This window comes from Winogradskyella wichelsiae, assembly GCF_013403925.1.
Classification (GTDB): Bacteria; Bacteroidota; Bacteroidia; order Flavobacteriales; family Flavobacteriaceae; genus Winogradskyella; species Winogradskyella wichelsiae.
In genome coordinates this window covers 25,746-51,632 of the sequence record NZ_JABFDJ010000006.1, presented here as the reverse complement: position 1 = coordinate 51,632, position 25,887 = coordinate 25,746, and the positions used below count along the sequence as shown (strand labels likewise).

General features: G+C 31.0%; 22 protein-coding genes. 20 read left to right on the top strand and 2 right to left on the bottom strand.

Going from position 1 to position 25,887, the window contains the following annotated elements; genetic code table 11:
• The first annotated feature begins 277 nt into the window (after positions 1-277).
• The 5 genes from HM985_RS12665 (at position 278) to HM985_RS12645 (ending at position 7,552) form a co-directional block, all read left to right on the top strand.
• A complete protein-coding gene (locus HM985_RS12665) occupies positions 278-3,301 on the top strand; it encodes a tetratricopeptide repeat protein (RefSeq protein ID WP_179376613.1) in 3,024 nt (1,007 codons plus the stop codon).
• Between the two features lie 54 nt (positions 3,302-3,355).
• The gene (locus HM985_RS12660) at positions 3,356-5,086 is read left to right on the top strand and encodes a TonB-dependent receptor (protein WP_179376612.1); all 1,731 of its coding nucleotides are present in this window, start codon (positions 3,356-3,358) and stop codon (positions 5,084-5,086) included.
• Positions 5,087-5,244: 158 nt separating this feature from the next.
• Positions 5,245-6,864 (top strand): amidohydrolase, encoded by a 1,620-nt coding sequence (locus tag HM985_RS12655; RefSeq protein WP_179376802.1) that lies wholly within the window; start codon positions 5,245-5,247, stop codon positions 6,862-6,864.
• A gap of 9 nt (positions 6,865-6,873) precedes the next feature.
• Positions 6,874-7,050 (top strand): hypothetical protein, encoded by a 177-nt coding sequence (locus HM985_RS12650; RefSeq protein ID WP_179376611.1) that lies wholly within the window; start codon positions 6,874-6,876, stop codon positions 7,048-7,050.
• Between the two features lie 163 nt (positions 7,051-7,213).
• Positions 7,214-7,552, top strand: coding sequence for a hypothetical protein (locus HM985_RS12645; RefSeq protein ID WP_179376610.1), 339 nt, complete (start codon positions 7,214-7,216; stop codon positions 7,550-7,552).
• Here the strand turns inward: HM985_RS12645 and HM985_RS12640 are convergent.
• Complete coding sequence (locus HM985_RS12640) at positions 7,549-8,244, bottom strand: class I SAM-dependent methyltransferase (RefSeq protein WP_179376609.1); 696 nt, start codon at positions 8,242-8,244, stop codon at positions 7,549-7,551. The genes HM985_RS12645 and HM985_RS12640 overlap by 4 nt on opposite strands.
• A gap of 79 nt (positions 8,245-8,323) precedes the next feature.
• On the opposite strand from HM985_RS12640, the gene HM985_RS12635 reads away from it, so the two are divergent.
• From HM985_RS12635 to HM985_RS12620, 4 genes are read left to right on the top strand one after another with little or no spacing between them, the layout of a single operon-like run.
• Positions 8,324-8,818, top strand: a complete 495-nt coding sequence (locus tag HM985_RS12635) for a YkgJ family cysteine cluster protein (protein ID WP_179376608.1) — start codon at positions 8,324-8,326, stop codon at positions 8,816-8,818.
• Positions 8,819-8,866: 48 nt separating this feature from the next.
• On the top strand, positions 8,867-9,766 hold the full coding sequence (locus HM985_RS12630; protein ID WP_179376607.1) for a hypothetical protein: 900 nt from the start codon (positions 8,867-8,869) through the stop codon (positions 9,764-9,766).
• A 5-nt stretch (positions 9,767-9,771) separates the two neighbouring features.
• Entirely contained in the window at positions 9,772-10,614 is an 843-nt protein-coding gene (locus HM985_RS12625) for a sterol desaturase family protein (protein ID WP_179376606.1), read from the top strand.
• Complete coding sequence (locus tag HM985_RS12620) at positions 10,577-11,464, top strand: glycerophosphodiester phosphodiesterase (protein WP_246285008.1); 888 nt, start codon at positions 10,577-10,579, stop codon at positions 11,462-11,464. Before HM985_RS12625 ends, HM985_RS12620 begins: the two co-directional genes overlap by 38 nt.
• Positions 11,465-11,476: 12 nt before the next feature.
• On the opposite strand, the gene HM985_RS12615 is transcribed toward HM985_RS12620, so the two are convergent.
• Entirely contained in the window at positions 11,477-12,775 is a 1,299-nt protein-coding gene (locus HM985_RS12615; protein ID WP_179376605.1) for an exo-beta-N-acetylmuramidase NamZ family protein, read from the bottom strand.
• Between the two features lie 8 nt (positions 12,776-12,783).
• On the opposite strand from HM985_RS12615, the gene HM985_RS12610 reads away from it, so the two are divergent.
• From HM985_RS12610 to HM985_RS12560, 11 genes are all read left to right on the top strand, one after another.
• Positions 12,784-14,016 (top strand): ABC transporter permease, encoded by a 1,233-nt coding sequence (locus HM985_RS12610; protein ID WP_179376604.1) that lies wholly within the window; start codon positions 12,784-12,786, stop codon positions 14,014-14,016.
• Between the two features lie 132 nt (positions 14,017-14,148).
• Positions 14,149-15,129 carry a PLP-dependent cysteine synthase family protein gene (locus tag HM985_RS12605; RefSeq protein WP_179376603.1) on the top strand — a complete coding sequence of 327 codons (981 nt, stop codon included), beginning with the start codon at positions 14,149-14,151 and terminating at the stop codon, positions 15,127-15,129.
• Positions 15,130-15,319: 190 nt separating this feature from the next.
• Complete coding sequence (locus HM985_RS12600; RefSeq protein ID WP_179376602.1) at positions 15,320-16,213, top strand: T9SS type A sorting domain-containing protein; 894 nt, start codon at positions 15,320-15,322, stop codon at positions 16,211-16,213.
• Positions 16,214-16,441: 228 nt separating this feature from the next.
• Positions 16,442-17,509, top strand: coding sequence for a methyltransferase (locus HM985_RS12595; protein ID WP_218843421.1), 1,068 nt, complete (start codon positions 16,442-16,444; stop codon positions 17,507-17,509).
• 325 nt (positions 17,510-17,834) lie between these two features.
• Entirely contained in the window at positions 17,835-18,959 is a 1,125-nt protein-coding gene (locus HM985_RS12590) for an FIST signal transduction protein (RefSeq protein WP_179376601.1), read from the top strand.
• Positions 18,956-20,677, top strand: coding sequence for a PAS domain-containing hybrid sensor histidine kinase/response regulator (locus tag HM985_RS12585; protein WP_179376600.1), 1,722 nt, complete (start codon positions 18,956-18,958; stop codon positions 20,675-20,677). The genes HM985_RS12590 and HM985_RS12585 overlap by 4 nt, the downstream gene beginning before the upstream one ends.
• A gap of 42 nt (positions 20,678-20,719) precedes the next feature.
• Positions 20,720-21,994, top strand: coding sequence for a DUF2851 family protein (locus HM985_RS12580; protein WP_179376599.1), 1,275 nt, complete (start codon positions 20,720-20,722; stop codon positions 21,992-21,994).
• 11 nt (positions 21,995-22,005) lie between these two features.
• Entirely contained in the window at positions 22,006-22,233 is a 228-nt protein-coding gene (locus HM985_RS12575) for a PspC domain-containing protein (protein ID WP_179376598.1), read from the top strand.
• Between the two features lie 2 nt (positions 22,234-22,235).
• Positions 22,236-23,258 (top strand): potassium channel family protein, encoded by a 1,023-nt coding sequence (locus HM985_RS12570; protein WP_179376597.1) that lies wholly within the window; start codon positions 22,236-22,238, stop codon positions 23,256-23,258.
• A 97-nt stretch (positions 23,259-23,355) separates the two neighbouring features.
• Complete coding sequence (locus HM985_RS12565) at positions 23,356-24,981, top strand: alanine/glycine:cation symporter family protein (protein WP_179376596.1); 1,626 nt, start codon at positions 23,356-23,358, stop codon at positions 24,979-24,981.
• Positions 24,982-24,997: 16 nt separating this feature from the next.
• Positions 24,998-25,885, top strand: coding sequence for a ComEA family DNA-binding protein (locus HM985_RS12560; RefSeq protein WP_179376595.1), 888 nt, complete (start codon positions 24,998-25,000; stop codon positions 25,883-25,885).
• Positions 25,886-25,887 lie beyond the last annotated feature (2 nt).

The window sequence follows — 25,887 nt, the reverse complement described above, 5'->3', positions numbered from 1 at the left end:
AATAAAGCTTAAAAACGAAATTTCACTACTTTATAAAGAGCTTATTGTAGCAGGAGCGTTGATGATATAATTCATTTCATTTCTAAATTGCTGTACTGAGTGTATCTATTAAAACGAATTCGTTGTGTTTCGTCAGATTTAAATTTTAAAGGAAGATTGAAAATAAGCTTATAATTATAATAACTCCGTTTATAATTATAATCAAATTCTGTCGTTATAGATTTAGTATTAAATTATATTTGCTTTATAATAAAACCATCAATAAAACACATAACAAATGATGTTCATCAAAAGACAGTTAATCATCGTTTTTCTTATAGTTTCTTCAATAGGTATGGCGCAAAAATCTGCGATATATACTAACGATTTTAAAGACTACCAAAAAGCATTAACGTTATACAACAACAACCAATTTAAAGCTGCTCAATCTTTATTCGACGATGTAAAGTTGAATACAAAGGATGCAACAATAGAATCTGATTGTGCTTACTATATTGCGAATTGTGCTGTAAGATTAAATCAAAATAATGCAGATAATCTTGTAACAGCATTTGTTGAAGATTACCCGACTAGCACAAAAAGAAATACAGCATTTTTAGATGTAGCCGATTATTATTTTAATAATGGAAAATATGCTTATGCTCGTAAGTGGTACGATAAGGTAGATCAAAATAGTATTTCTAGAACAGAAAAAGACCGTTTCAATTTTAATTATGGTTATGTCTTGTATTCCACTAAAGAAGAAAAGCAAGCTTCTAAGTATTTTAATCGTGTTGTTAATTCAAAAGAATATGGATCACAAGCCAAATATTATATTGGTTTTATGGCTTACCAAGGTGATGATTATGATACCGCAAATGAGTATTTCGATCAAGTGAGTGACAACGAAAAATACAAAGAGAAGTTATCTTATTACCAAGCCGATTTAAATTTTAAGTTGGGTAATTTTGCGAAAGCGATAGAACTTGCCGATGCACAATTACCTAAAAGTAATGCAGCAGAAAAGTCTGAATTATCAAAAATTATTGGTGAAAGTTTCTTTAACCTTGGTCAATATGAGGCTGCTATTCCTTATTTAAAAGACTATAAAGGAAAAGATAGAAAATGGAATAATACAGATTATTATCAACTCGGTTATGCGTATTACAAACAGAATGATTTTGAAAGTGCTATTTCAGAATTCAATAAGATTATTGGAGGTGATAATTTTGTAGCTCAAAATGCTTATTACCATTTAGGTGAAAGTTATATTAACCTAGATAAAAAACAAGAAGCATTAAACGCATTTAGAAACGCATCTCAAATGGATTTTGATTTAAAGATTCAAGAAGACGCTTGGTTAAATTATGCTAAGATTAGTTATGATATTGGAAATCCATATCAATCCGTTCCTCAGGTTTTAACGGGATATTTAAGTCAATATCCAGATACAAAATATAAAGATGAGGTTGAGACTTTATTAATTGATTCTTACATCACATCCAAAAATTATAAGGAAGCTTTAGAGCTTTTAAAAGGTAAAAATAGTTTTGAAAATAAATCGGCTTACCAAAAAGTAGCCTTTTTTAGAGGTGTAGAATTATATAACGAGAATAAATATAATGAGGCTTTAGATTTATTTAAAGGCTCTTTAAAAGAACAAATTGATTCAGAGTTTGTTGCAAGAGCAACATTTTGGAAAGCTGAAACAGAATACAATTTAACCAATTATAATGATGCTTTAATAGGATTTAAGCAATTTGCAGGTTTTAGTGACATTTCATATTTAGCAGAAAATGAAAACTTAAATTATAATTTAGCTTACACTTATTTTAAGTTGAAGGAATATACAAATGCTTCAAGTTATTTTGAGAAATTCATAAAGAATAAATCGAATGATCAACTGCGTCAAAACGATGCGTATTTAAGATTGGCTGATGGTTATTTTGTATCTAGCCAATATCAAAAAGCAATTGATGCTTATACCAAAGCTATTCAAATTAATAAAATAGAAACGGATTATGCAGCGTTTCAAAAAGCAATGAGTTTAGGTTACTTGGCAAAAGGGCCAGAAAAAATTTCAGAATTAAACTCATTTATAAAAACATATACAAAATCGGCTTTACGAGATGATGCTATGTATGAGTTAGCAAATTCATATGTAAAAGCTGGTAACACCGATAAAGCGATGCTAATGTACGATCGTTTAAATTCAGATTATCCTACGAGTGCTTTCACTTCAAAATCTTTATTACGTCAAGGTTTGGTTTATTATAATGGTAACGATAATACTAGAGCGTTGACTAAGTTTAAGAAAGTCGCCACAGATTTCCCGGGTTCTGGTGAAGCGGTTCAAGCAGTGTCAACGGTGCGTTTAATTTATATCGATTTAGGTCAAGTAGAAGAATATGCCACTTGGGTAAGAACTTTAGATTACGTTGAGGTTTCTGATGTAGAATTAGATAATACCACGTATTTAGCAGCAGAAAAACCTTATTTAGATAACGATACGGATAGAGCGATTCGTCAATTTAATAAATACTTAAATGAATTTCCTAAAGGACTAAATAGTCTAAAAGCACATTTCTATTTAGCACAATTATATTACAAAAAGAATTTGTTTGATAATGCTTTACCTCACTATTTGGCAGTTGTTGAAGCTTCTAAATCTGAATATTCTGAGCAAGCATCGGTTAAGCTTTGTGAGATTTATTTAAGTCAATCTAATTGGGAAAAAGCAATTCCGGAATTAAAACGTTTAGAGGTTGAAGCAGATTATCCTCAGAATGTTATTTATGCACAGTCTAATTTAATGAATGCTTACTACCAAACTGATGATTTTGCTAAAGCTGAAGGTTATGCAGCAAAAGTATTGAGCAATCCAAAATTAGATAATAAAGTAAAGAGTGATGCAAAATTAACTATTGCGCGTTCTGCTATTAAAATAGAAGATGAAGCTAAAGCAAAAATGGCATATGCTGAAATTGAAACCATAGCGACAGGAAGTGTTGCTGCAGAAGCATTATATTACAAAGGTTATTTTGAAAATAAAGAAAGCGCTTACGAAGCGTCTAACATTACCATTCAAAAATTAGCTAAAGATTATGGAAGTTATAAATTGTATAGTGCAAAAGGTTTAGTGGTTATGGCTAAGAACTTCTATGCTTTAGGAGATGCGTTTCAAGCCACTTATATTTTAGAAAGTGTCATTAGTAACTTCTCTGACTTTACAGATGTTGTGAGTGAAGCAAAAACTGAACTTAATAAAATAAAGGCAGAAGAAGCTAAGACTAATTCATCGGTAGAAACTGAAGAAGATTAACCAATACCAGGAAAGAGATTTAATCGTTAAAATTCTAATACTAATATTTTAATAATGAAAATTAAATATTTAATATTATCAATGTTTACCTTGAGTGCAGCTTTTAGTTTTGCTCAAGAGCGTACCAAAGATACTCTTGGAGATCAAACGGTAAACGTTATAAGACCATATACACCAACAATTTCAGATGCTTTTAAAATTAAAGATAATCCGAAGTTAAACGATTCTAATGCGGTTAAGAAAAAGGAAATAAAGTATAATATATTTTCAATTCCTGTAGCTTCAACATTTACACCTGCAAAGGGTAAAGCAGCAACGGTAGATAAGGCTAAGTCTATAAAATTGTATGATAATTATGCGTCGTTAGGAGTTGGTTCTTACACCACTATTTTAGGTGAGGTTTATCTAAATCATGAACTGAGTAGGGATGAAAATGTAGGTGGTTATTTTAGTCATCATTCATCGCAAGGTGGTATTGATGGTGTAGAATTAGATGATAATTTTTCTAAAACGATGTTAAATGCTTATTACAAAAAAAGTGATAGAGATTTTACATGGCAAGTCGATGGAGGTTTTAATTTACAAACCTACAATTGGTACGGTGTACCACAAGATTTTTATGATGAAAGTGTATTGAATGATATTGATTCGGGGCAGACTTATAACGATTTGTATGTGGGTGGTAAAATTGATTTTGAAGATGCTATTGTAAAAGATGCAAGTCTTCGTTTTAGACACTTTGGAGATAATCACGATTCAGCCGAAAATAGATTGGTAGCTAAGTCGGGCTTTGATTTTGAAGTGCAAGATGCTGTTATTAAATCAGAGTTTTCTATAGATTATATCAGCGGTACTTTTGATCGCGATTACTATAACATTGGCGAAATTAATTATGGTAATGTTACTTTCGGGTTTGCACCTTATTACCAACTTATTCAAGATGAATTAACTCTAGATTTGGGAGTTAAATTGGCATACCTTAATGACACAGAATTTAGCAATAATAAGTTTTATATTTATCCAAACATCGAAGCAACTTACCGTTTAGTAGACGAAATATTAATCGCTTTTGGGGGGCTTAAAGGAGATTTAATTCAAAATTCTTATTACGATTTTGTAAATGAAAATCCATTTGTATCACCTAGCTTATTTGTTACACCAACCAATCAGCAATACAAAACATTTGTTGGAGTAAAAGGGAAGTTATCTAGCAATATTGGTTATAATTTAAAAGCGAATTATACTTCTGAGAAAAATAAAGCTTTGTACAAATCAAATGAAGTGCCAAGTGCAGCTTTAACAGAGTATCAATACGGAAATTCATTTAATGTTGCCTATGATGATGTAACTACGTTTTCTGTGGCAGGTGAGCTGAATGTAGATTTAAATAGAAATTTTACGTTAGGTCTAAAAGGAGAATATTATGGGTATAGTACAGATAATGAATCTGAAGCCTGGAATTTACCAGATCTTACAGCATCTGTATTTTTAGATTATCAAATTTCAAAAAAATGGTCTGCAGGTGCTAGTATGTTCTTTGTAGGAGAACGTAAAGATCAAGCTACATTTTATGATGTGTTAAATCCTTTAAACACAACCATAACAACGGTAAGTTTAGATAGTTATTTTGATGCTAATCTGCATGTCGGTTATAAAATAAACGATCAGTTATCTATTTTTGCTAAGGGTAATAATTTAGCAAGTCAAAATTATGAACGTTGGTTAAATTATCCCGTTCAAGGCATTCAAGTCTTAGCAGGTGCAACATATCAATTCGATTTTTAAAAATAAGTAGTTATTAGAAGCTATTTTGTACTATAAATAACCAAGTTACAATTTAAAAGCGTTCCTTAATCGGAGCGCTTTTGTTATTTTTACATATCAATAAACCTAAATAGATGAAATTTCAAAATTACGATTACCCATTATCACGTTTAATTAAGATGAGCAAAAATGCCTCTTTATTGTTGGCTGTATTCTTTTTTATGTCTTGCGAAAAAGGGAAACAAGAAGTAGATTTAATAGTTACCAATGCTAATATTTACACCGTAGATGATGCTTTTAGTAAGGCGGAATCGTTTGTCGTTAAAGACGGTAAAATTATTGCTGTGGGGACAACTTCAGAAATGGATAATAAATATAGAGCTGCAGATACTATCAATGCAGACGGAAATACAATTGTACCAGGGTTAATTGATGCACATTGTCATTTTTTAGGGTTAGGTTTTAATCAGCAATCGGTTAATTTATTTGATACGAAGAGTTTTGAGGAAATGATGAAACGCTTATTAAATTTTCAGAATAAAAATAATAATGAATATATTTTAGGTCGAGGCTGGGATCAAAACGATTGGGAGGTTAAAGAATTCCCTAATAAGAACCTCTTAGATCAGCTTTATCCGCATACACCAATTGCACTAACACGAATAGATGGACATGCTATATTAGCTAACCAAGCAGCTTTAGATTTAGGGAATGTAACTATAGATAGTAAGATTGAAGGGGGTGAAGTTGTAGTAGAAAACGGTAAGCTAACTGGTATTTTAATAGATAATGCAGAAAGCTTGGTAATGGACCATTGGCCAAAACCAACAAAATCTGATATAACAACAGCATTATTAGAAGCACAAAAAATGTGTTTTGATTTAGGGTTAACAACTGTTGATGATGCAGGTTTAAATAGAGAGGCTATTGAGGTGATTGATAGTCTTCAAAAAGCTGGAGAATTAAAAATGCGTATTTACGCCATGGTTTCTCATACAAAAGAGAATTTAGATTACTATTTAGATAAGGGAATTACTAAAACAGATTATCTTAATGTACGTTCATTTAAGTTTTATGCCGATGGTGCTTTAGGATCTAGAGGCGCAATGCTGCGCGAACCATATTCAGATAAACCAGGACATTTAGGATTATTGGTTACGGATTTAGAAACTATGAAAAAGTCTGCTGAGCGTATTGCAAATTCAGAATTTCAAATGAACACGCATGCTATCGGAGATTCGGCAAATCATGCCATATTAGAAACCTATAGTAAGGTTTTAGCAGGAAAAGAAGATAGACGATGGAGAGTAGAACATGCTCAGATTGTTTCACCTGAAGATTTTGAATTATACAAAAATATAATGCCATCTATACAACCAACCCATGCTACAAGCGATATGTATTGGGCAGAAGATAGAGTAGGAGAAAAGCGTATTAAAGGTGCTTATGCTTATAAGCAATTATTAGAAGCTTATGGGAAAGTTGCATTAGGAACAGATTTTCCTGTAGAAAAGGTAAGCCCGTTTTTAACGTTCTATGCGGCTGTGGCAAGACAAGATTTAAAGCAATATCCTGAAGGAGGTTTTCAAATGGAAAACGCATTAAGTAGAGAAGAAGCTTTAAGAGGAATGACCATTTGGGCAGCTTACTCTAATTTTGAAGAACATGAAAAAGGAAGTATCGAAGTTGGTAAGTTTGCCGATTTTATTATTCTAGATAAAGATATTATGTCAGTTAATACAAGTGTTATTCCTCATATTAAAGTATTAAAAACGGTTGTAGGTGGAGAAGCGCAATAATAAATAGTTATGATAAAAAAGTCTCTTTACACGTTATTGTTCTTAGTGTTTTGTTCAAATTTTACTTTTGCTCAATACGGTTGGACAGATGCAGTTGTTTATCTTAAAAATCAAAAAGTGTTAACAGGTTTAGCTAAGATACCCATGATGTCGGATGGTTTAAATCTTAAAAAAAGAGCAACTTAAATTTAAGGCAGATAAAAAAGCTAAGAAGTCTAAATATCAACCAGAAGAGGTCGATAGTATTGTTTTTACCATTGCATATAAAGAGCGGGTAAATGATACTCGAATAGAGAAGACAAGAGATGAAACTTACATTCCTATTTATTTAAATGATAGACAAACTAAAATGGGGTTTGCAGAAATATTGGTGTATGGGACTTTAAAATTGGTTGGTAGAACTGTGTCTGTACAATCTGGAGGAGGATTTATGCCAGGTACAGGAGCACCAAATATGGCACCAATTTATCATCCGGGTTACATGGGGATTCACAATCAGGTAATGATATTAAAAGATGGCGAAACACCTGAAATTTTCAATCAAGTAAGTTTAATAAAGTCTTTTAGAAAAAGAGCGATGGAATATTTTGAAGATTGCCCAGTTCTTAAAGTTAAAATAGAAACGAAAGAGTTTAAAAAGGAAGATTTGCAAGATATTATCAGATTTTATAATTCAAATTGCAATTAAGAAAGTCTAGCTAAATAATCAAAGTGTTCGCCATCCATTACTTTTTCGCATTTTAACCCCACAGTCAAACAAGCTGTTTTTAGAGTTTCAAAATCTAAATAGAGCCATTTCATAGGCTTTTCTTTTTTACCTTTATAAGATAAGAAATAATCTAATTCACCAGGATAACTTTGGTTTAAATCTAACCACATTCCGCCATCTTCATCTTCATACATGTAAGAAATATCAGAAGAATCAATCAAAATTTGGCCATCAGTATTTAATAACGATTTTAGATGGTTTAAATGTTTACTAACTTCAGATAACTCTTGAAAAATTCCGGTGCCATTCATCAGTAATAAAATGGTATCAAAAGTTTCAGTTTCTTCTAAAAGGGGTTTTAGTTCAGCATGTAAAACGCCACGTTTTTTAGCAACTTCAATAGCTCCTTTAGAGCTGTCTATCGCTTTTACTTGGAATCCTTTTTCTTGTAACCATAAAGAATGACTTCCAGAACCACAACCAACATCTAATATTTTACCTTCACTTATTTTTAATGCCTCTTGTTCTAATTTGGGCATTTCGGCATAACTTCTAAATAAATAAGGAAGTGGTAAATGGTCTTCATCTGAAATGTTTGTTGAAGTGATTAAGTCTTCAGAATAATTACCGTTTTGATAATCTAATAACGCTTGTCCAAAAATATCTTTCATATATAATTATTCCTAAAACTTAGTGGAGTGATTTTTGTTTTCTCGGATATGAATCGAGAACTTTACTTAAATTTGTACTATGCAAGACCAAATTAATAACCTTCCAAAGCTCGCCAAAGATAAGCATAAGGAGAATAAAATCTTTTTTACGAAGCTAAAAAAGAAACCACCTACGCAGTTAGATTATATAATGCAAGAATTGCATGAAGAAGAATTTGAACGTACCGACTGCTTAGATTGTGCTAATTGTTGTAAAACTACAGGGCCTTTGTTTACCTCTAAAGATATACAGCGTATTTCAAAATTTTTTAAAATGAAAGAGCAGCAGTTTATAGAAACTTATCTGCATTTAGATGACGAAAATGATTATGTTTTACAATCGGTACCTTGTACCTTTTTAGGAGCAGATAATTACTGTTCTATTTACAATGTTCGGCCAAAGGCTTGCAGTGAGTTTCCGCATACAGATCGTAAAAAGTTTCAGCAAATCTCTAACTTAACCTTAAAAAATGTAGCTATTTGTCCAGCTGCATTTAATATTGTGGAACAAATGAAAAAGAGGATTCCTAAGTAAATGAATAACCTTCGGAATAATTTTTGATGCTTAAAGAGAAAATACCTTATGAAAAATCTATTTATAAAATTTTTGTTTTTATTCTTTATTATTAATGTGTCGCATGCACAAGCATGGATGACTAATTTAGATATCGCCCAAAAATTGGCTTTATCTCAAAATAAGATGGTATTGATGGTTTGGGAAGATACTACCGATTATAAGTATCAGGTTGTTGTAAATAATGAAAAGGGGAATACTGTTTTTGTTCAAAATTTATTTGAGAATGAAGAGGTAAGTCCTTTAATATGGGACTACTTTGTGCCTGTTATTGTTAATGAATTTGAATATGCAGATTTATACGAGAAAATTAAAGACAAACAATCACAGAAATATATTGATAAGTTTAATGACGACTCTATTAAAATAATGGATGTAAACGGCAATATTTTAAATGTTTCAAATCAACCAGAAGGCTATCAAAATATCACAAAAATCATTTTAGATTATGGTTTAAATACAGAGTTTGTCTCACCTGAATTAAATGGTTATAACGACAAATCAGATTTTTATTCAGCTTATTACTTGGCTTCAAAATATTTAGATTATTCATTATATATGAAAGAAAGTATAAGAGAGAACATTATAGATTTAGCAATGATTTATCTCGATGAAGCAGTAGAACATATAGCAGATAATCCTGAAGAAAATCAATTAGGATTAACACAAAGAGTAGCGCTATCTAGAATACAACAATATTTAATATTAAAACGCCCAAAAAAGGTTTTAAGAATGTTAAAACGGATGGAGAAAGAAGCTATAGAACCAAAAAATCAAAGGTTTGTAGACTTTTTATATTATACATCTTACCGTATTTTAGGGGATGAAACAGAAGCAGGGTTATTGAGATCTAAAATTTCTTCAGTAAATTTGAAGAAAGCAGAATTGCTAATAAACCTTAATTCTTAAAATTATTGGAAACCATAATTAAGTATTTTGAAACAATTCCTTCTTTACATAGAAGTCTTGTTTTAGTAGGTGGTCTTACCTTTTTTTGGCTGCTAGAAGGTAGTTTGCCATTGTTTAATTACAAGTATAAAAAATGGAAACACGCTGTTCCTAATCTATTTTTTACACTAACTACAATTACAATAAATTTTGCTTTAGCGTTTTTATTATTACGGTTATCTGATTGGGTCACTGTTAATAATTTTGGAATTATTAATTGGTTGCCAGAAATGGCGTTATGGTTATATGCATTGTTAGGTGTTATTCTACTCGATTTTTTTGGGGCATATTTAGCACATTACGTAGAGCATAAAATAAAACCACTTTGGATGGTGCATTTGGTACATCATACAGATCATAAAGTAGATACTACGACAGCTAATAGGCATCATCCTATAGAGAGCTTAATTCGTTTTGCGTTCACACTACTGGGGGTGTTTTTGGTGGGCACACCAATTGCTCTTGTTATGATTTATCAAGCGATGTCACTGATATTTACACAATTTACGCATGCAAATATTAAAATGCCTAAGCGTTTAGATAAAGCATTAAGTTATTTTATTGTTTCCCCAGATATGCATAAAGTACATCATCATTATAGATTACCATATACAGATTCTAACTACGGAAATATATTTAGTGTTTGGGATCGTTTACTCGGAACTTACAGATATTTAGATAGAGAAAAATTGATTTACGGAGTGGATGTTTTTCCAGATGAAGTTAAGAATAGTAACCTTAAAGAATTACTAAAACAACCATTTCAAAATTATGAAAAAACGACACTTTCAACAAAAATTGATAATTAGTTTATTAACCTTAGTATTAATGATGAGTTGTGATTCAAAAAAGAAAATGAACGTTCAAGGCCATAGAGGTTGCAGAGGTTTAATGCCTGAGAATTCTTTAGCTGCCTTTGAAAAAGGAATAGATCTCGGTGTAGAAACTTTAGAATTAGATATTGTAATTTCTAAAGATGGTAAAGTTGTTGTCTCTCATGAGCCCTACATGAATCCTGTAATTTGTTTAAGTTCTGAAGGTACTGTTATTCCAGATTCGTCAGAGGGGGCTTACAATTTATATAAAATGAATTACGATGAAATTAAAACATTTGATTGTGGTACAAAATTCCATCCAATTTATCCAAATCAAGAAAAGTTTAAAACGTATAAACCTCTAATATCAGAAGTTTTCGATTTAGTAAAAACTAAAAAATCGAATGTTAAGTTTAATATTGAAATAAAATCAGACCCCAGTTATTATGATATTTTTACACCACAACCAGAAGCTTATGTCGCTTTAATTTTAGAAGAAATAAATAAACACGACATGCTTAGTCGTATAAATCTACAGTCTTTTGATATTGCTATTCTTGAAGAAGTAAAGGTACAAGCACGTAAAATACCTTTGGCTTTATTAGTGGAAGACGATGAAATCATTAATGAAAAGTTGAATTTACTATCGTTTCAACCCGAAATTATAAGTCCTTATTTTAAATTGTTATCAGAAGCGTCTATTTCAAATTATCAAAAAGAAGGTTTTCAAGTTATTCCTTGGACAGTAAATACAGAAACGGATATGAAGCAAATGATAGCCTGGAATGTGGATGGAATCATTACAGACTATCCTAATGTGCTTATAAAAATTCTTAAGCTATAAATAAACATTAATCTATTTATACAATAAATACTTATTTCGTGTAACACTAAAAGCAACTAAGCCATCTTTCCAAGTGGCTCTAATTTCGCTTTCAGATAACCCAGATTCTATTTGTTGTTGTAGTTTTTTTGTTCCTGCTAATAATGTAAAAAAGTCAGTAAAAAAGGGACCTTTAGAGCCTGATTTTTTGTCTTTATTATAGAATTCAATTAACCATTTTAAATTAAGGGCATCTAAATGTGCTTCCTTAGATAAGTCATAACCAAAACAAACTTTATTTTCATGTTTAGGATATTTTGCACCTTCATTAGCTTTTGGTGTAAACTGAAATGGTAATGCTTGCTTTGCGAAAATAGGTGAGCCAACAACCTGAAACTGCTTATCAGTTCCGCGTCCTACACTAATATTAGTGCCTTCAAAAAAGCATAAACTTGGATACAGGTTTATAGCCGCTTCGTTAGGTAAATTTGGTGACGGTTTTATCGGTAAATTATAAGGAAGCTGATGATTGTAATTTTGAACAGAAATGACACTCAATTCACATTTTATTCCGTTCTTTAGCCATCTTTCGCCATTAATCATTTTTGCGTATTCGCCAATAGTCATACCGTGAACCACAGGGATGGGGTGCATACCAACAAAACTAGTATGTTCTTTTTCTAAAATAGGACCGTCAATATAATGCCCGTTTGGGTTGGGTCTGTCTAATATGAGAACCGGAATGTTTTGCTCTGCACAAGCTTCCATAACATAATGTAGACTAGAAATATAAGTATAGAAACGAGCACCAACATCTTGTATATCGAAAACGACAAGATCAAGTCCCTTTAATTGCACGGCACTTGGTTTTTTATTTTTACCATAGAGTGAAATAATAGGTAGACCCGTTTTAGTATCAATGCCATCTTTTACAACTTCGCCTGCATCTGCAACACCTCTAAATCCGTGTTCTGGTGCAAATACTTTTTTTACATCAACTTTTAGATTTAATAACGAATCTACAAGATGTGTTTGATTTATAGCGTTAGATTTAGAATTGCTATTTTTAAAAATTACACTGGTCTGGTTAGCTACAATAGCAATACGTTTTCCTTTTAATAATGGAAGGTAGTCTTGCGTTTTATTAGCACCAACAATAATTTTTTGTTTATTTAATGTACTTAACGGGGCTGGTGTGTCGTTAATAGCTAAAGTATCTATGCTATAGTTTCCAGCATCTTTGTTTGTGCTATTTCCACATGAAAATGTTACCAATGAAATCCCAATAATTATAGAGAATAAAACTGTATTTTTGAAAACCTTTAAAAGCATATATAAGTTTGAATTTTGAATTATTTATAGCTAAACGCATAATTGGCAATAAAACGTATAAAAGTAGTGTATCGGGACCAATAATTAAAATTGGTATCGCTGCAATTGCTATTGGTGTTATTGTAATGCTTATTGCAATAGCTACAGGTTTGGGTTTACAGCAAAAAATTAGAGATAAAGTTGTTGCTTTTAATGGTCATATAGAAATTACTAATTACGATAATAATACTTCAGATGAGTCTCAAGTCCCTATTTCTATTAATCAAGAATTTTATCCGAATTTTAAAGATATTGAAGGTGTAAAACATGTTCAGGGTGTTGCTCAAAAATTTGGGGTTGTTAGAACAGAAACTGATTTTGAGGGTGTTATAGTTAAAGGTGTTGGTGCAGATTACAATTGGGAGTATTTTCAAGAATTTTTAATTGATGGTAGATTGCCAGATTTCGCAAAAGATAGAAACGAAGAAATTTTAATATCTCAATATTTAGCTAATCGTTTAGGATTTAAAGTTGGAGATAACGTACAAACATTGTTTACAGAACGTATTGATAGATTGCCTCGGATAATGAGCTTTGATATTGTTGGTATTTATAATTCAGGTTTTCAAGAGCTCGATGAAAAATTTTGTATTGCAGATTTAAGACATATTCAGCGTCTAAATAAATGGGAAGCTGACCAAATAGGAAGTTTTGAGGTTCTCATAGATGATTTCTCACAAATCGAAGCTAAAACAGTTGAGATTTATCAAGCGATTCCGTCATTATTAAATGCAACTTCTATTACTAGAAAGCACTATGCTATTTTCGAATGGATTAAAATTTTTGATAATAATACTTATGGTATAATTGCTATAATGATTATTGTTGCAGGCATTAATATGATTACCGCTTTGTTGGTTTTAATTTTAGAACGTACCCAAATGATTGGTGTTCTAAAAGCTTTGGGAAGTTCTAATTGGACGATTCGAAAAGTGTTTCTTTATAACGCATCTTATTTAATTGGTTTAGGTCTGCTTTGGGGAAATATAATAGGTTTAGGTTTATTATTTGCTCAAAAGTATTTTAAGCTATTTCCATTAAATCCAGATACTTATTACGTCAGTAATGCACCTGTTTATATCAGTTTAGATTATATCGTTCTACTTAATATTGGCACATTTATAGCTTGTTTATTAATGTTGTTAATTCCTTCTATTATTATTTCTAAAATTTCCCCAGTAAAAGCTATCCGATTCGATTAATCCCTTATTAGAGGTTGTTAGTTAGTTGTTTAATGTTTGTGTTTTAGTATGGCTGTGCATAACTAGATTAATTAATATTTATCGTTTATTTCCTTTCAATTCCATTATTTTTGCACTTCTGAAAAAATAATTATGGATTACGTAGAAAATATATTAGGTACTATAGGGAACACACCATTGGTTAAAATGAATAAACTAGTGGAAGATTTACCTTGTTTGGTACTTGCTAAATACGAAACTTTTAACCCAGGAAACTCTGTAAAAGACAGAATGGCTTTGCAAATGATTGAAGATGCAGAAGCAGATGGTCGTTTAAAACCAGGAGGAACTATTATTGAAGGAACTTCGGGAAATACAGGAATGGGATTGGCTCTAGCAGCCATTATAAAAGGATACAAATGTATTTTTGTAATGGCAGATAAGCAGTCTAAAGAAAAAGTAGATATTCTTAAAGCTGTTGGTGCAGAAGTTGTAGTTTGTCCTACAGCAGTAGAACCAGATGATCCTCGTAGTTACTATTCTGTATCTAAACGTTTAGGAGAAGAAACACCAAACTCTTGGTATGTTAATCAATATGATAATCCTAGTAATACAAAAGCACACTATTTAAGTACAGGTCCAGAAATTTGGAAACAAACTGATGGTAAAATTACACATTTTGTTGTTGGTGTTGGTACTGGAGGAACAATTAGCGGTGTAGGTAAATATTTAAAAGAGCAAAATCCAAATATTAAAGTTTGGGGAGTGGACACTTATGGTTCGGTATTTAAAAAATATCATGAAACAGGTGAGTTTGATCAAAATGAAATTTATCCTTACGTAACCGAAGGTATTGGTGAAGATATTTTACCTAAAAATGTAGATTTCGATATTATTGATGGCTTTACTAAAGTTACAGATAAAGATGCTTGTGTCTACACACAACGTTTAAGTAAAGAAGAAGGAATGTTTTTAGGCAACTCAGCAGGATCTGCAATTAAAGGAGTGTTACAGTTAAAAGAACAGTTTAAACCAGAAGATGTTGTTGTTGTTTTGTTTCATGACCACGGAAGTCGTTATGTAGGAAAAATGTATAATGATGATTGGATGCGTGAAATGGGGTATTTAGATTAATAAATAACTCTTTATATAAAAGTGAAAATCCTGATTTAATTATCAGGATTTTTTTGTTTAGCATGATTACAAAAGCAATAAAATAACTTGTAGTACATTTTAAAAAGGAAGTTACAGTTAACATATTTAGATGATTACAGCTTTCTCTATAACATAAATTTGTCTATATTGGGGCCCTAAACCAATTTCTATGAAGCAATTATACATATTCGTTTTAGCTATAAGTATCAGTTGTGTTAGTTTCGCGCAAAACACATATATTCAATTAGAGTTGGTAAATCCAAGTATTGGTCAGCCGTCAACAGGTAGTTCATGGGATACAACCTCTAATGATGATGGTTTAAATGCGATATTAAATTCGTATACTATTTCTTCGTATCAGGTTTTATACTCTGAAGCTCACTCTGATTTGTTTTACGATGAAGATGCAATTAACTCTAGATATATGAATGTCCTATGTGAAAATTGTGATACAGAACAATTAATTTTAGATTTAACAGCTTATTCAAATGTTGTTAAATATGCTATCGGAAATGATACAGATGATTATTTGAAAATAAGTAACGGTCTATCTTTTAATTTGGTTGATGATAGCATAGGAGCTGCAACAGGAGTAAATGCTATGAATATTATTGAAACAAATGATGATGGTTTAAATCAGATTTTTAGCAACTTTAATGTTAGAGGTTATGAATTGGTTGACAATCCTTATAACGGTTTGAATGGAAATAAATCTATTGTTTGTGATTGTAATGCTGATTTGTTAAAACTAGAATTAGAGTCGTACGATGCTGTAATTTCAGAAGTATATGATGTTAATTCTATAATGCTATTATCTGTAGATGAAGTTACAGAAACAGCTATGAGTATTTATCCTAACCCGTTTAATAATAAAGTAAGAATTGAAATAAACCAACCTATAGAAAATGTAATGCTATATAATATTTTAGGAAAACAGGTCTACAAATCAGCTTCAATTAAAGATTTAGAGAATTTTTCTTCAACATTAAAATCTGGAGTTTATCTTTTAAAACTTTTAACTTCTAATGGAGAATCTATGTCAAAAAAACTAATAAAGTCTTAGTTTTTAATACGTGTTTTCTTTTTTTTGAGAATTCAATAAGATTTTATTTATTGTATATAGAAACATAAAGTATTTAATTCATCGCTATTATAAAACAAAAATCCTGATATCACTATCAGGATTTTTTATTTAGTAACTAAACTAAAAAATAGATGGTTTCAATTTAATAATACATTATGGTTGCAATAGTATTTACCTACCTTCACCCAAAAGTAATACCATATTATAATGAAAGAATTAAAAGTAAATAGACCAGAACCGTTTTTACCATTACAAGATCTGGTAATTTATAATCGAGGAGAAGATCTTCAGCAAGTTATAAAAGTTTTAGAAAGCGGTAAGCCTGTTTTAATTACTGAATTTTATAATAACGGAGCTATATTACTTAGAGGTCTTCAAGAACATTTAAACAGAAAACTACCTAATAAGTCGTTTAAGGAGCAGAGAATTTATCGTTCGGAATATCATAAGCTTTCAAACCTCATTAAGATTCAGATTGAAAATCATCAATTGTTAGTGAAAAAATCACCTGTTATAGGATGGTTTGAAAAATTGTACCCTGATACTAGTGACTTTTTATTAAGTCTTCCGCAGGTACAAGGTTTTAATAGTGCGTGGCAATGGTATAAAAATGGGATTACAATCCCTGTTTTACGAAATAAAATTCACCCTTACTATGGTATTTATTTTCCAACACGCTTTGAACACTTAGAATTGTTTGATAACTGGTTAAAGCGCTATACAGGTCCTAAGAAGTCAGCGATAGATGTTGGTTTTGGTAGTGGAGTCTTAGCATTACAAATTATAAAGCATGGATTTCAAAAAGTATTCGGAACAGACACCAATCCTAATGCTGTTATTGGTTTAACAGAATCGATGGGTGAGACTAAGCTTTCAAGGAAAATAGAATTAGATTTTGGATCACTTTTTGGTAAATGGGATAAACCAGCGGAACTTATTGTTTTTAATCCACCTTGGTTACCAGAAGCTCGAAATGTAGAAAATTTAGATGCAGCTATTTATTATAATGATACATTGTTTCCTGATTTTTTTAAAGCAGCAAAACAAATGCTACTGCCAGACGGTAAGTTGGTGCTCATTTTCTCTAATCTAGCAGAAATAACAGGCTTAGCAAAATCAAATCCTATTGAACAGGAAATAGCAGAAGGAGGACGTTTTCAGTTAGAAAAATGTTATACCAAAAATGTTAAAAAGGCATCTGATAAAACAACTCGCGATTCTCATTATCGTAAAACCGAAGAAGTTCAGTTATGGGTGCTTACTCATGCTAAGTAAAAGGCTGTAACACTTGGTTTTTAAAATGTAAATACGTGAAGATATTATTGATTTAAATTTTAATCAATATTATAAGTTTATTAATATTTCGGTGTACCTACAAATAAGGTTAAAGAAGAATACAGGGATATTATAAAGGTTTTAAAATATTAATATTTAGACGTTTCTATTAAATATTTGTAAAATTAATTAGATTAATTCTCTATAAGTATCAAATATGTGATGTATTCATCATACTTTTTAGAAAGTATCAATAATTTAGTATATATTGGCTAAAGAGCATTTTTTATCGACAAAGTGTTTTTGAAATTAGCCCTAATATAACATGAAAGTAGAGCAACTATCCTTAAAGAATTCTACATGGAATGATGAGGTAAATAATATTAAGATTGTACCTACTATTCTCTTATTATTTGTATCACCTTTATTTGTTGCTAAGAATGATTTGGTAAACAAATTAATTATACTTTATCCCGAAGCTACAATTGTAGGCTGCTCTACAGCTGGTGAAATATCTAATACAAATGTATCTGATAATTCTGTCTCACTTACAGCAATTGAACTTGAAAAGACAAATCATAGATTAGTAAAAGTTGGCGTTGATAGCATGGACAAGAGTTATGAAGCCGCTGCTTCTCTCGCAAAAAAACTTAATACAGAGAATCTTAAACATGTTTTGGTATTTAGTGATGGCTTAAATGTTAATGGTGCTGAATTAGTTGAAGGCTTAAAAAGTGTTTTGTCAGAAGTCAGTATTACTGGTGGTTTAGCGGCAGATGGTGCCGATTTTAGCGAAACGTTTGTAATAGCAAATAGCACTATAACGGATAAGATAATTGTAGGGTTAGGGTTTTATGGAGACCAGTTAAAAATTGGTTATAGCTCTAAAGGCGGATGGGACAGTTTCGGCATTGATCGCTTAGTCAGTAGATCTAAAAAAAACGTATTATATGAATTAGATGGCTTACCAGCACTAGAATTATATAAATCTTTTTTAGGAAGTAATGCAACAAAGCTACCCAGTTCAGGCTTATTATTTCCTTTAAGTATGCGTGTAAATGAAACAGATGCACCTGTTGTAAGAACTATTTTAGGCATTAATGAAGAAGAACAAAGCTTAACTTTTGCGGGCAATATACCAGAAGGCTCTTATGTACGCTTAATGAAAGCAAACGTTGATCGGCTTATAGGAGGCGCAGAAGATTCTGCAAAAAAAGCATTAGAAGTTACAAAGCAAGATACGAAATTGGCAATCTTAATTAGTTGTATTGGTCGCAGATTGGTGCTAAAACAACTGATAGAAGAAGAAGTCGAGGTTGTTAGAGATGTAATAGGTAAAGATTCTAAAATTACAGGTTTTTATTCTTATGGAGAAATTGCCCCATTTGGGCTGTATTCACCTTGTGAGCTTCACAATCAAACAATGACAATTACGACATTATCCGAATGATAAATTCTAATACACACAGATTGTTACGAAGACAAATTCGTAAAGCAGGCTTTGAAGAAGCAGATTTAGAAAAGTTTAAAGACTTTTTTGAAGTCGTTAATGAAGCCTATAAAAGTTTTGATGATGATGTAAAACATCATGAAATCATTTTTGAACAAAGCTCTAACGAACTTTACAGAGCCAATCTAGCTTTAAAATCTAAAGTTAATAGTGTAGAGACTAATTTAAATGCCATTGTAAATACTATTGAAGGTGTCATCTTTAAAACAGACATGGATGGCAATTTTAAATATCTAAACAAAGCGTGGGAAGATTTAATTGGTATTCCTATTAAAGATGTATTGGGTAAGAACTATAGAAATTTATCAATAGGAATAAATAAAAAAGAACGAGTTAAAATTGCTCAATTTTTAAGAGGAAAAGATAATGATTACAACTCTTTATTTTATTTTAACAAATCTACAGGTGAAAAAATTTGGATTCAATTACGATTAGTCATTGTTTGCGATGCAGATGGTACATGTAATGGCACTATTGGTACTATGACAGATGTAACTCAGTTAAAAGAAATTGAACTAGAGTTAAGTAAGGCTAATAAAACAAAAGATGAATTTGTGTCTACAATGTCTCATGAAATAAGGACGCCTTTAAATGCTGTAATCGGTATGTCTGATATCTTGTTGTTAGAGAATTATTTACCAGAACAATTAGAAAATTTACAAATTTTAAAATATTCGGGAGAACATTTATTAGAATTAATTAATGACCTGTTAGATCTCAATAGATTTAAGTCTGATGAAATAAAACTTATTGAAAAAGATTTTAATCTTCCAGAATTTATTCAGAATATCCAACTACACTTTAAGCAAACAGCAACAAAAAAGAAACTCAATTTCGATACCATTATAGATAGTAACATTCCTTTGGTTTTAAAAGGAGATAGTCTCAAATTATCACAAGTTTTAAGAAATTTATTAAGTAATGCTTTTAAATTCACAGATGAAGGTGGTGTTGTTTTTAAAGTAGAGGTAGTTGAAACTGTTTCAAATAAAACTAAAATACGTTTTAGTATTATAGATACGGGAATTGGTGTTTCTTATAATAAGCAAAAAGATATATTTAAAAGCTTTGTTCAGGCCAATGATAACACATCTGCGCTTTATGGAGGTTCTGGTTTAGGGTTATATATTAGTAAGGAACTTATAAAAATTCATGATAGTAATTTGCATATAGAAAGTGAAGAGGGAAAAGGGGCTAAATTTTGGTTTGAAATTTCATATAAGCACTCCAAAGTAAAATTAATTGATGTCAATAATTATGTATCAAAAATAGAACCAATTGATATAAAAGTTTTGGTAGCAGAAGATAATAATCTTAATGCATTATTACTTAAAAAGCTATTTAAAAAATGGAAAGTAGATTATGCAATAGCTAAAAACGGACAAGAATTACTAGATATATACATAAATGAAGATTTTGATTTAATTTTAATGGATTTACAAATGCCTGTTTTAGGTGGTTATGAAACAACAATGAGAATCAGAAAAATGTCAGATAACATTAAATCTATCATCCCAATTGTTGCATTAACAGCGTTTACAGAATCTGAAGTTAGAGATAAAACAAAGCGGTATAAAATGAATGGATATCTAAGTAAGCCTTTAGATGTAAATGAATTATATAATGTTCTCAGTCTCTACAGTTCTGAGAAACAATAATTATTATAATCGTTTTATTTAAGATTTTAGTACTTTAGGTCAATGCAAGAAGATTTTCTTCATTACATATGGAAACATAAAGCTTTCGATTCTTTGTTTTTAGAAACAACAGAGAACGAAAAAATTAGTATTGTTAATTTAGGTCAACATAATCATAACGCAGGGCCAGATTTTTTTAATGCTCAATTAACAATTTCAGATCAGCTTTGGGCTGGGAATGTAGAAATTCATATTAAATCTTCAGATTGGTATGTTCATAATCACGAAACAGATAAGGCTTACGATAATGTAATTCTTCATGTTGTTTGGGAGCATGATACTGAGATTTTCAGGAAAGATAATTCAGAAATTCCAACTTTAGAATTGAAACATTATGTAGATAAAAGTTTAATTCATAACTACCAGAACCTCTTAAAGTCTAAAACTTGGATTAATTGTGAATCTAATTTCAATGAAGTAAATGATTTTTTACTTAATAATTGGCTAGAGCGTCTTTATATTGAACGCTTAGAGCAAAAGTCAGAAACAATTCAACATTTATTAACTGACTCAAATAACGACTGGGAAGCTGTGTTATTCAAGATGTTATTGAAGAACTTTGGATTGAAAGTGAATGGAGAGCCGTTTTTAAGCTTATCAAATTCTTTTGACTTTTCTGTTTTTAGAAAACTACAAAACAATGTGCATAATGTAGAGGCATTATTGTTTGGTCAAGCGGGTTTATTGGACGTAGAAACTATAGAAGAGTCATATTTTATAGACTTAAAGCATAAGTATGGTTTCTTAAAACAAAAATTCAATCTTGATAATCGCAGTACTTTACCTTTGCAATTTTTTAGACTAAGACCACCAAATTTTCCAACCATTCGCTTGTCTCAATTTGCCAATTTATATACCCTAGAACCTCATTTGTTTTCAAAAGTTATGGAATTAAAGACTTTAGATCAATTATATGAGTTCTTTAATAAAGGAGTAACACAGTTTTGGATGACGCATTATACATTTGCAAAAACTTCAAAAGTTGCTAAGAAAACAATGACAAAATCTTTTATCGATTTATTAATTATAAATACTTTAATTCCTTTAAAATTTAGTTATGCAAAGTCACTAGGGAAACCAGTTGAAGAAGATTTGTTTCAGCTTATTAGGTCGTTAAAAATTGAGAATAACAGCATAATAAATAAATTTTTAGGTCTTAAGCCTATAGAAAAAAATGCTCTAAGTTCTCAGGGGTTATTGCAGTTAAAACAATATTATTGTGATAAAAACAAGTGTCTACATTGTGCAATAGGTAATGACCTAATCGTAAAAAAATAGTAAATTGCAGCATGAATTGGTTTTATGCACTTTTATTATATTTTCAAAAACGAGGTTTTTACGTTTGTCAACGTATAGCAGATCGTTTAGGTATTAGGGCTAAAATTGTGAGAACATCTTTTATTTATCTCACTTTTGTAACTGTAGGGTTTGGCTTTGCACTTTATTTGTTTATGGCATTTTGGATGCGTATAAAAGATATTGTTTATACAAAACGCTCTTCAGTTTTTGATTTATAAGCATGAATAATACTCTTTTAAAATTTTATCGATCTAAGATTTACACAGCCGTTTTACTACTTGGTTTCTTACTTAGTGTTGGAGTTTTGGGTTATCGATTTATTGCAGGTTATTTGTGGTTAGATGCATTTTATATGACGGTGATTACAATTACTACCGTTGGTTTTGCTGAGGTTAATCCATTAGATACACCTTCTAAAATTTTTACAATTTTCTTAATCTTAACGAGTATTGTAGTTGTCGGTTATGCTATTTCCATTATCACAGAATATATTTTAAACAGAAATAATCTTGAAGATATAAAACAACGTAAGATGCAAAAGAAGATAGAAGAAATGGCAGAGCATATTATAATATGTGGTTATGGACGTAATGGTAAGCAAGCAGCTAAAAAACTTTTATCGTACGAGAAGCCTTTTATTATTATAGAACAGGATAAAGAGGTTATAGAAAAATTTAAAGATGATGATTTACCCTTTGTTTTAGGAAATGCCAATGATGATGATATTTTAATTGAAGCAGGAATTCAGAAAGCATCAACTTTAATATGTGCATTACCAAATGATGCAGATAACTTATTTGTGGTTTTGTCAGCAAGACAAATTAATTCAAATTTAAATATTATTAGTAGAGCATCTGAAGAAACATCGTACAGTAAATTAAAATTAGCCGGTGCCGATAATGTTATACTTCCAGACCGAATTGGAGGAGATCATATGGCATCTTTAGTTGTAACACCAGATTTAATTGAGTTTATCGATAATCTAAGTATTGTAGGCGAACGTAATGTAAATATGGTTGAAATTAAAGTTGAACAACTTTATAATGCACAACATGCTAAAACAATTAAAGACCTAGATTTAAGAAATAAAACGGGTTGTACAGTCATTGGGTTTAAAAATAATATTGGCGAATATATCGTTAACCCTGAGGCGGATACTAAGCTTATTCCAGGCTCTAATATCATTGTGCTTGGGCGCCCAGAACAAATTATGAGGCTCAATTCGGAGTTCGAATTGGAGTAAATAATATCATCATTTTATGAGCTGATACTTTATAGGCTCATTTTTTTTTTGCATCTTGTCGACTTCTAAACTTAAAAACTAATTAATAAAGATACTAATGAAGAGATTCCTTCTATCAATTTTTGCATTGATATTACCGCTTTTAAACTTTGCACAAGAAACAACTTCCGAAAAAATTGATGTCATTTTCAAAGATTATACAGGTTGGTTTGTGGATGCTATTTTTTATGAAATTCCATTTTCAGAAACTTATAAAATTCCATGGGTACTTATCGTTTTAGTTGGTGGTGCCTTATTTTTTACAATCTATTTTAAATTTATCAATTTTACAGGCTTTAGAATGGCTATTAGAGTTGTTAAAGGAGAATATGAAGATATTGAGAAGCATGGAGCAGATACTTTATATGGTGATAACACAGCAAATGAAGGGGAGAATATAATTGAAACCATGAGAGATGATGGTGCAGACGGAGAAGTTTCACATTTTCAGGCTCTAACAGCGGCTTTATCAGCAACTGTTGGTTTAGGTAATATAGCAGGTGTTGCTGTAGCCTTATCTATTGGCGGACCAGGAGCTACATTTTGGATGATTGTTGCTGGATTACTAGGTATGGCTTCAAAATTTGCTGAATGTACACTTGGTGTAAAATATAGAGATGTTGGTGAAGACGGAACTGTTTACGGAGGTCCAATGTACTATTTAACCAAAGGATTAAGATCTAAAGGAATGGGTGGCTTTGGTAAAGTACTAGCCGTATTATTTGCCATATTCGTGGTTGGTGGTTCTTTTGGTGGTGGAAACATGTTTCAGGCCAATCAAGCGGCAGCACAATTTGTTAAAGTATTCGAATTAGATCCAGCTTCTAATGCAGGTCTATATTTTGGTTTAGTTATGGCAGTTCTTGTCGCGGTTGTAATTATTGGAGGTATTAAGCGTATTGCTAAGGTTACTGAAAAAGTAGTACCGTTTATGGCAGGTATATATGTGTTAGCTTCTTTAATTATTTTAGGAGCTAATTTTAGTTTAATTGATGATGCTTTTGCTTTAATATATGAAGGTGCATTTTCAGGGTTAGGTATTGCAGGTGGACTTGTAGGTGTAATGATTCAAGGTATTAGAAGAGGAGCATTCTCTAATGAGGCAGGTGTTGGTTCTGCAGCAATTGCACATTCTGCTGTTCGTACTAAATATCCGGCATCAGAAGGTATTGTGGCTTTATTAGAACCATTTATAGATACTGTTGTTATCTGTACTATGACAGCTTTAGTGATTGTAATTACTAATTTTGATGGTGGTTTTATGGAATATGGAGTAGAGATTACTGAAGGTGTAGAGATAACAGCTACAGCATTCGATTCTGTGATTCCTCATTTCTCTATAATATTAACAATTGCAGTTATATTATTTGCTTTTTCAACGATGATCTCTTGGTCGTATTACGGAATGCAAGGTTGGGTATTTTTATTCGGGAAAGGAAAAATTACTGATTTAATATATAAAATTTTATTTTTATTCTTTGTTGTAGTTGGTGCTTCTATTAGTTTAGGTGCGGTAATTAACTTCTCTGATGCTATGATTTTTGCAATGGTTGTGCCTAATATTATTGGTGTAATTATTTTATCCCCAATTATTAAGAAAGAATTGGCAAGATATTATAAGGCTATTAATGTAAAGCATGAAGCAATTGAGGATGGTGCTGATGATTTAAATGAAATTCTATAAAATAAACCTAATATAAATGAAATCCCATTTCCAGTTTACTAATCAACAGCGGAATGGGATTTTTTTGTTGTTAGCAATTGTACTTACCTTACAATGTGTTTACTGGTTTATACCTTTTGATTCAGGTATAACTGATATTGAAAATATAGAAAACACAAATAAAATTAAAGGCTTTAAAAAAGAAATAGATTCACTTCGACTAATAGAAATAGAGAATAAGAAACCTAAAATTTATCCTTTCAACCCTAATTACATTACAGATTATAAAGGATATACTCTAGGTATGTCAATTGCCGAAATTGATAGATTACACAAATATAGAGACACCAACAAATGGGTTAACTCAGCTAAGGAGTTTCAACAAGTCACTAAAGTTTCAGACTCTTTTTTAGAAACAATTTCACCATTTTTTAAATTTCCAGATTGGGTTACTAATCCAAAACCACAAACACAAGGATATTCCAAATCTTATTCAAATTCTTCCAAGATTAAAACCTTTAGTCAAAAAATAGATCTTAATAAAGCAACAGCAGTTCAGTTGCAAAAAGTGTATGGCATTGGAGAAAAACTTTCAGAACGCATTATTAAAGAGCGACATAAATTAAAAGGTGGATTTGTAGCAGATATAGAGCTTTCAGAAGTTTGGGGACTATCGCCTGAAGTGATAGAACGCGTGCTAAATGACTTTACCGTAAAGACACCTAGGGCAATTAATGTTTATAATCTTAATATGGCAACAAGAGATCAATTGGTAATGATTCAATACATAGATTATGAGGTTGCTAACAATATAATAGAAGAAAGAACACTTAGAGATGGCTTTAAATCATTAGATGAATTACAGAAGGTTGAAGATTTCCCCATCAAAAAAATAGATATAATTAAGTTATATTTGCAGCTCTAAAC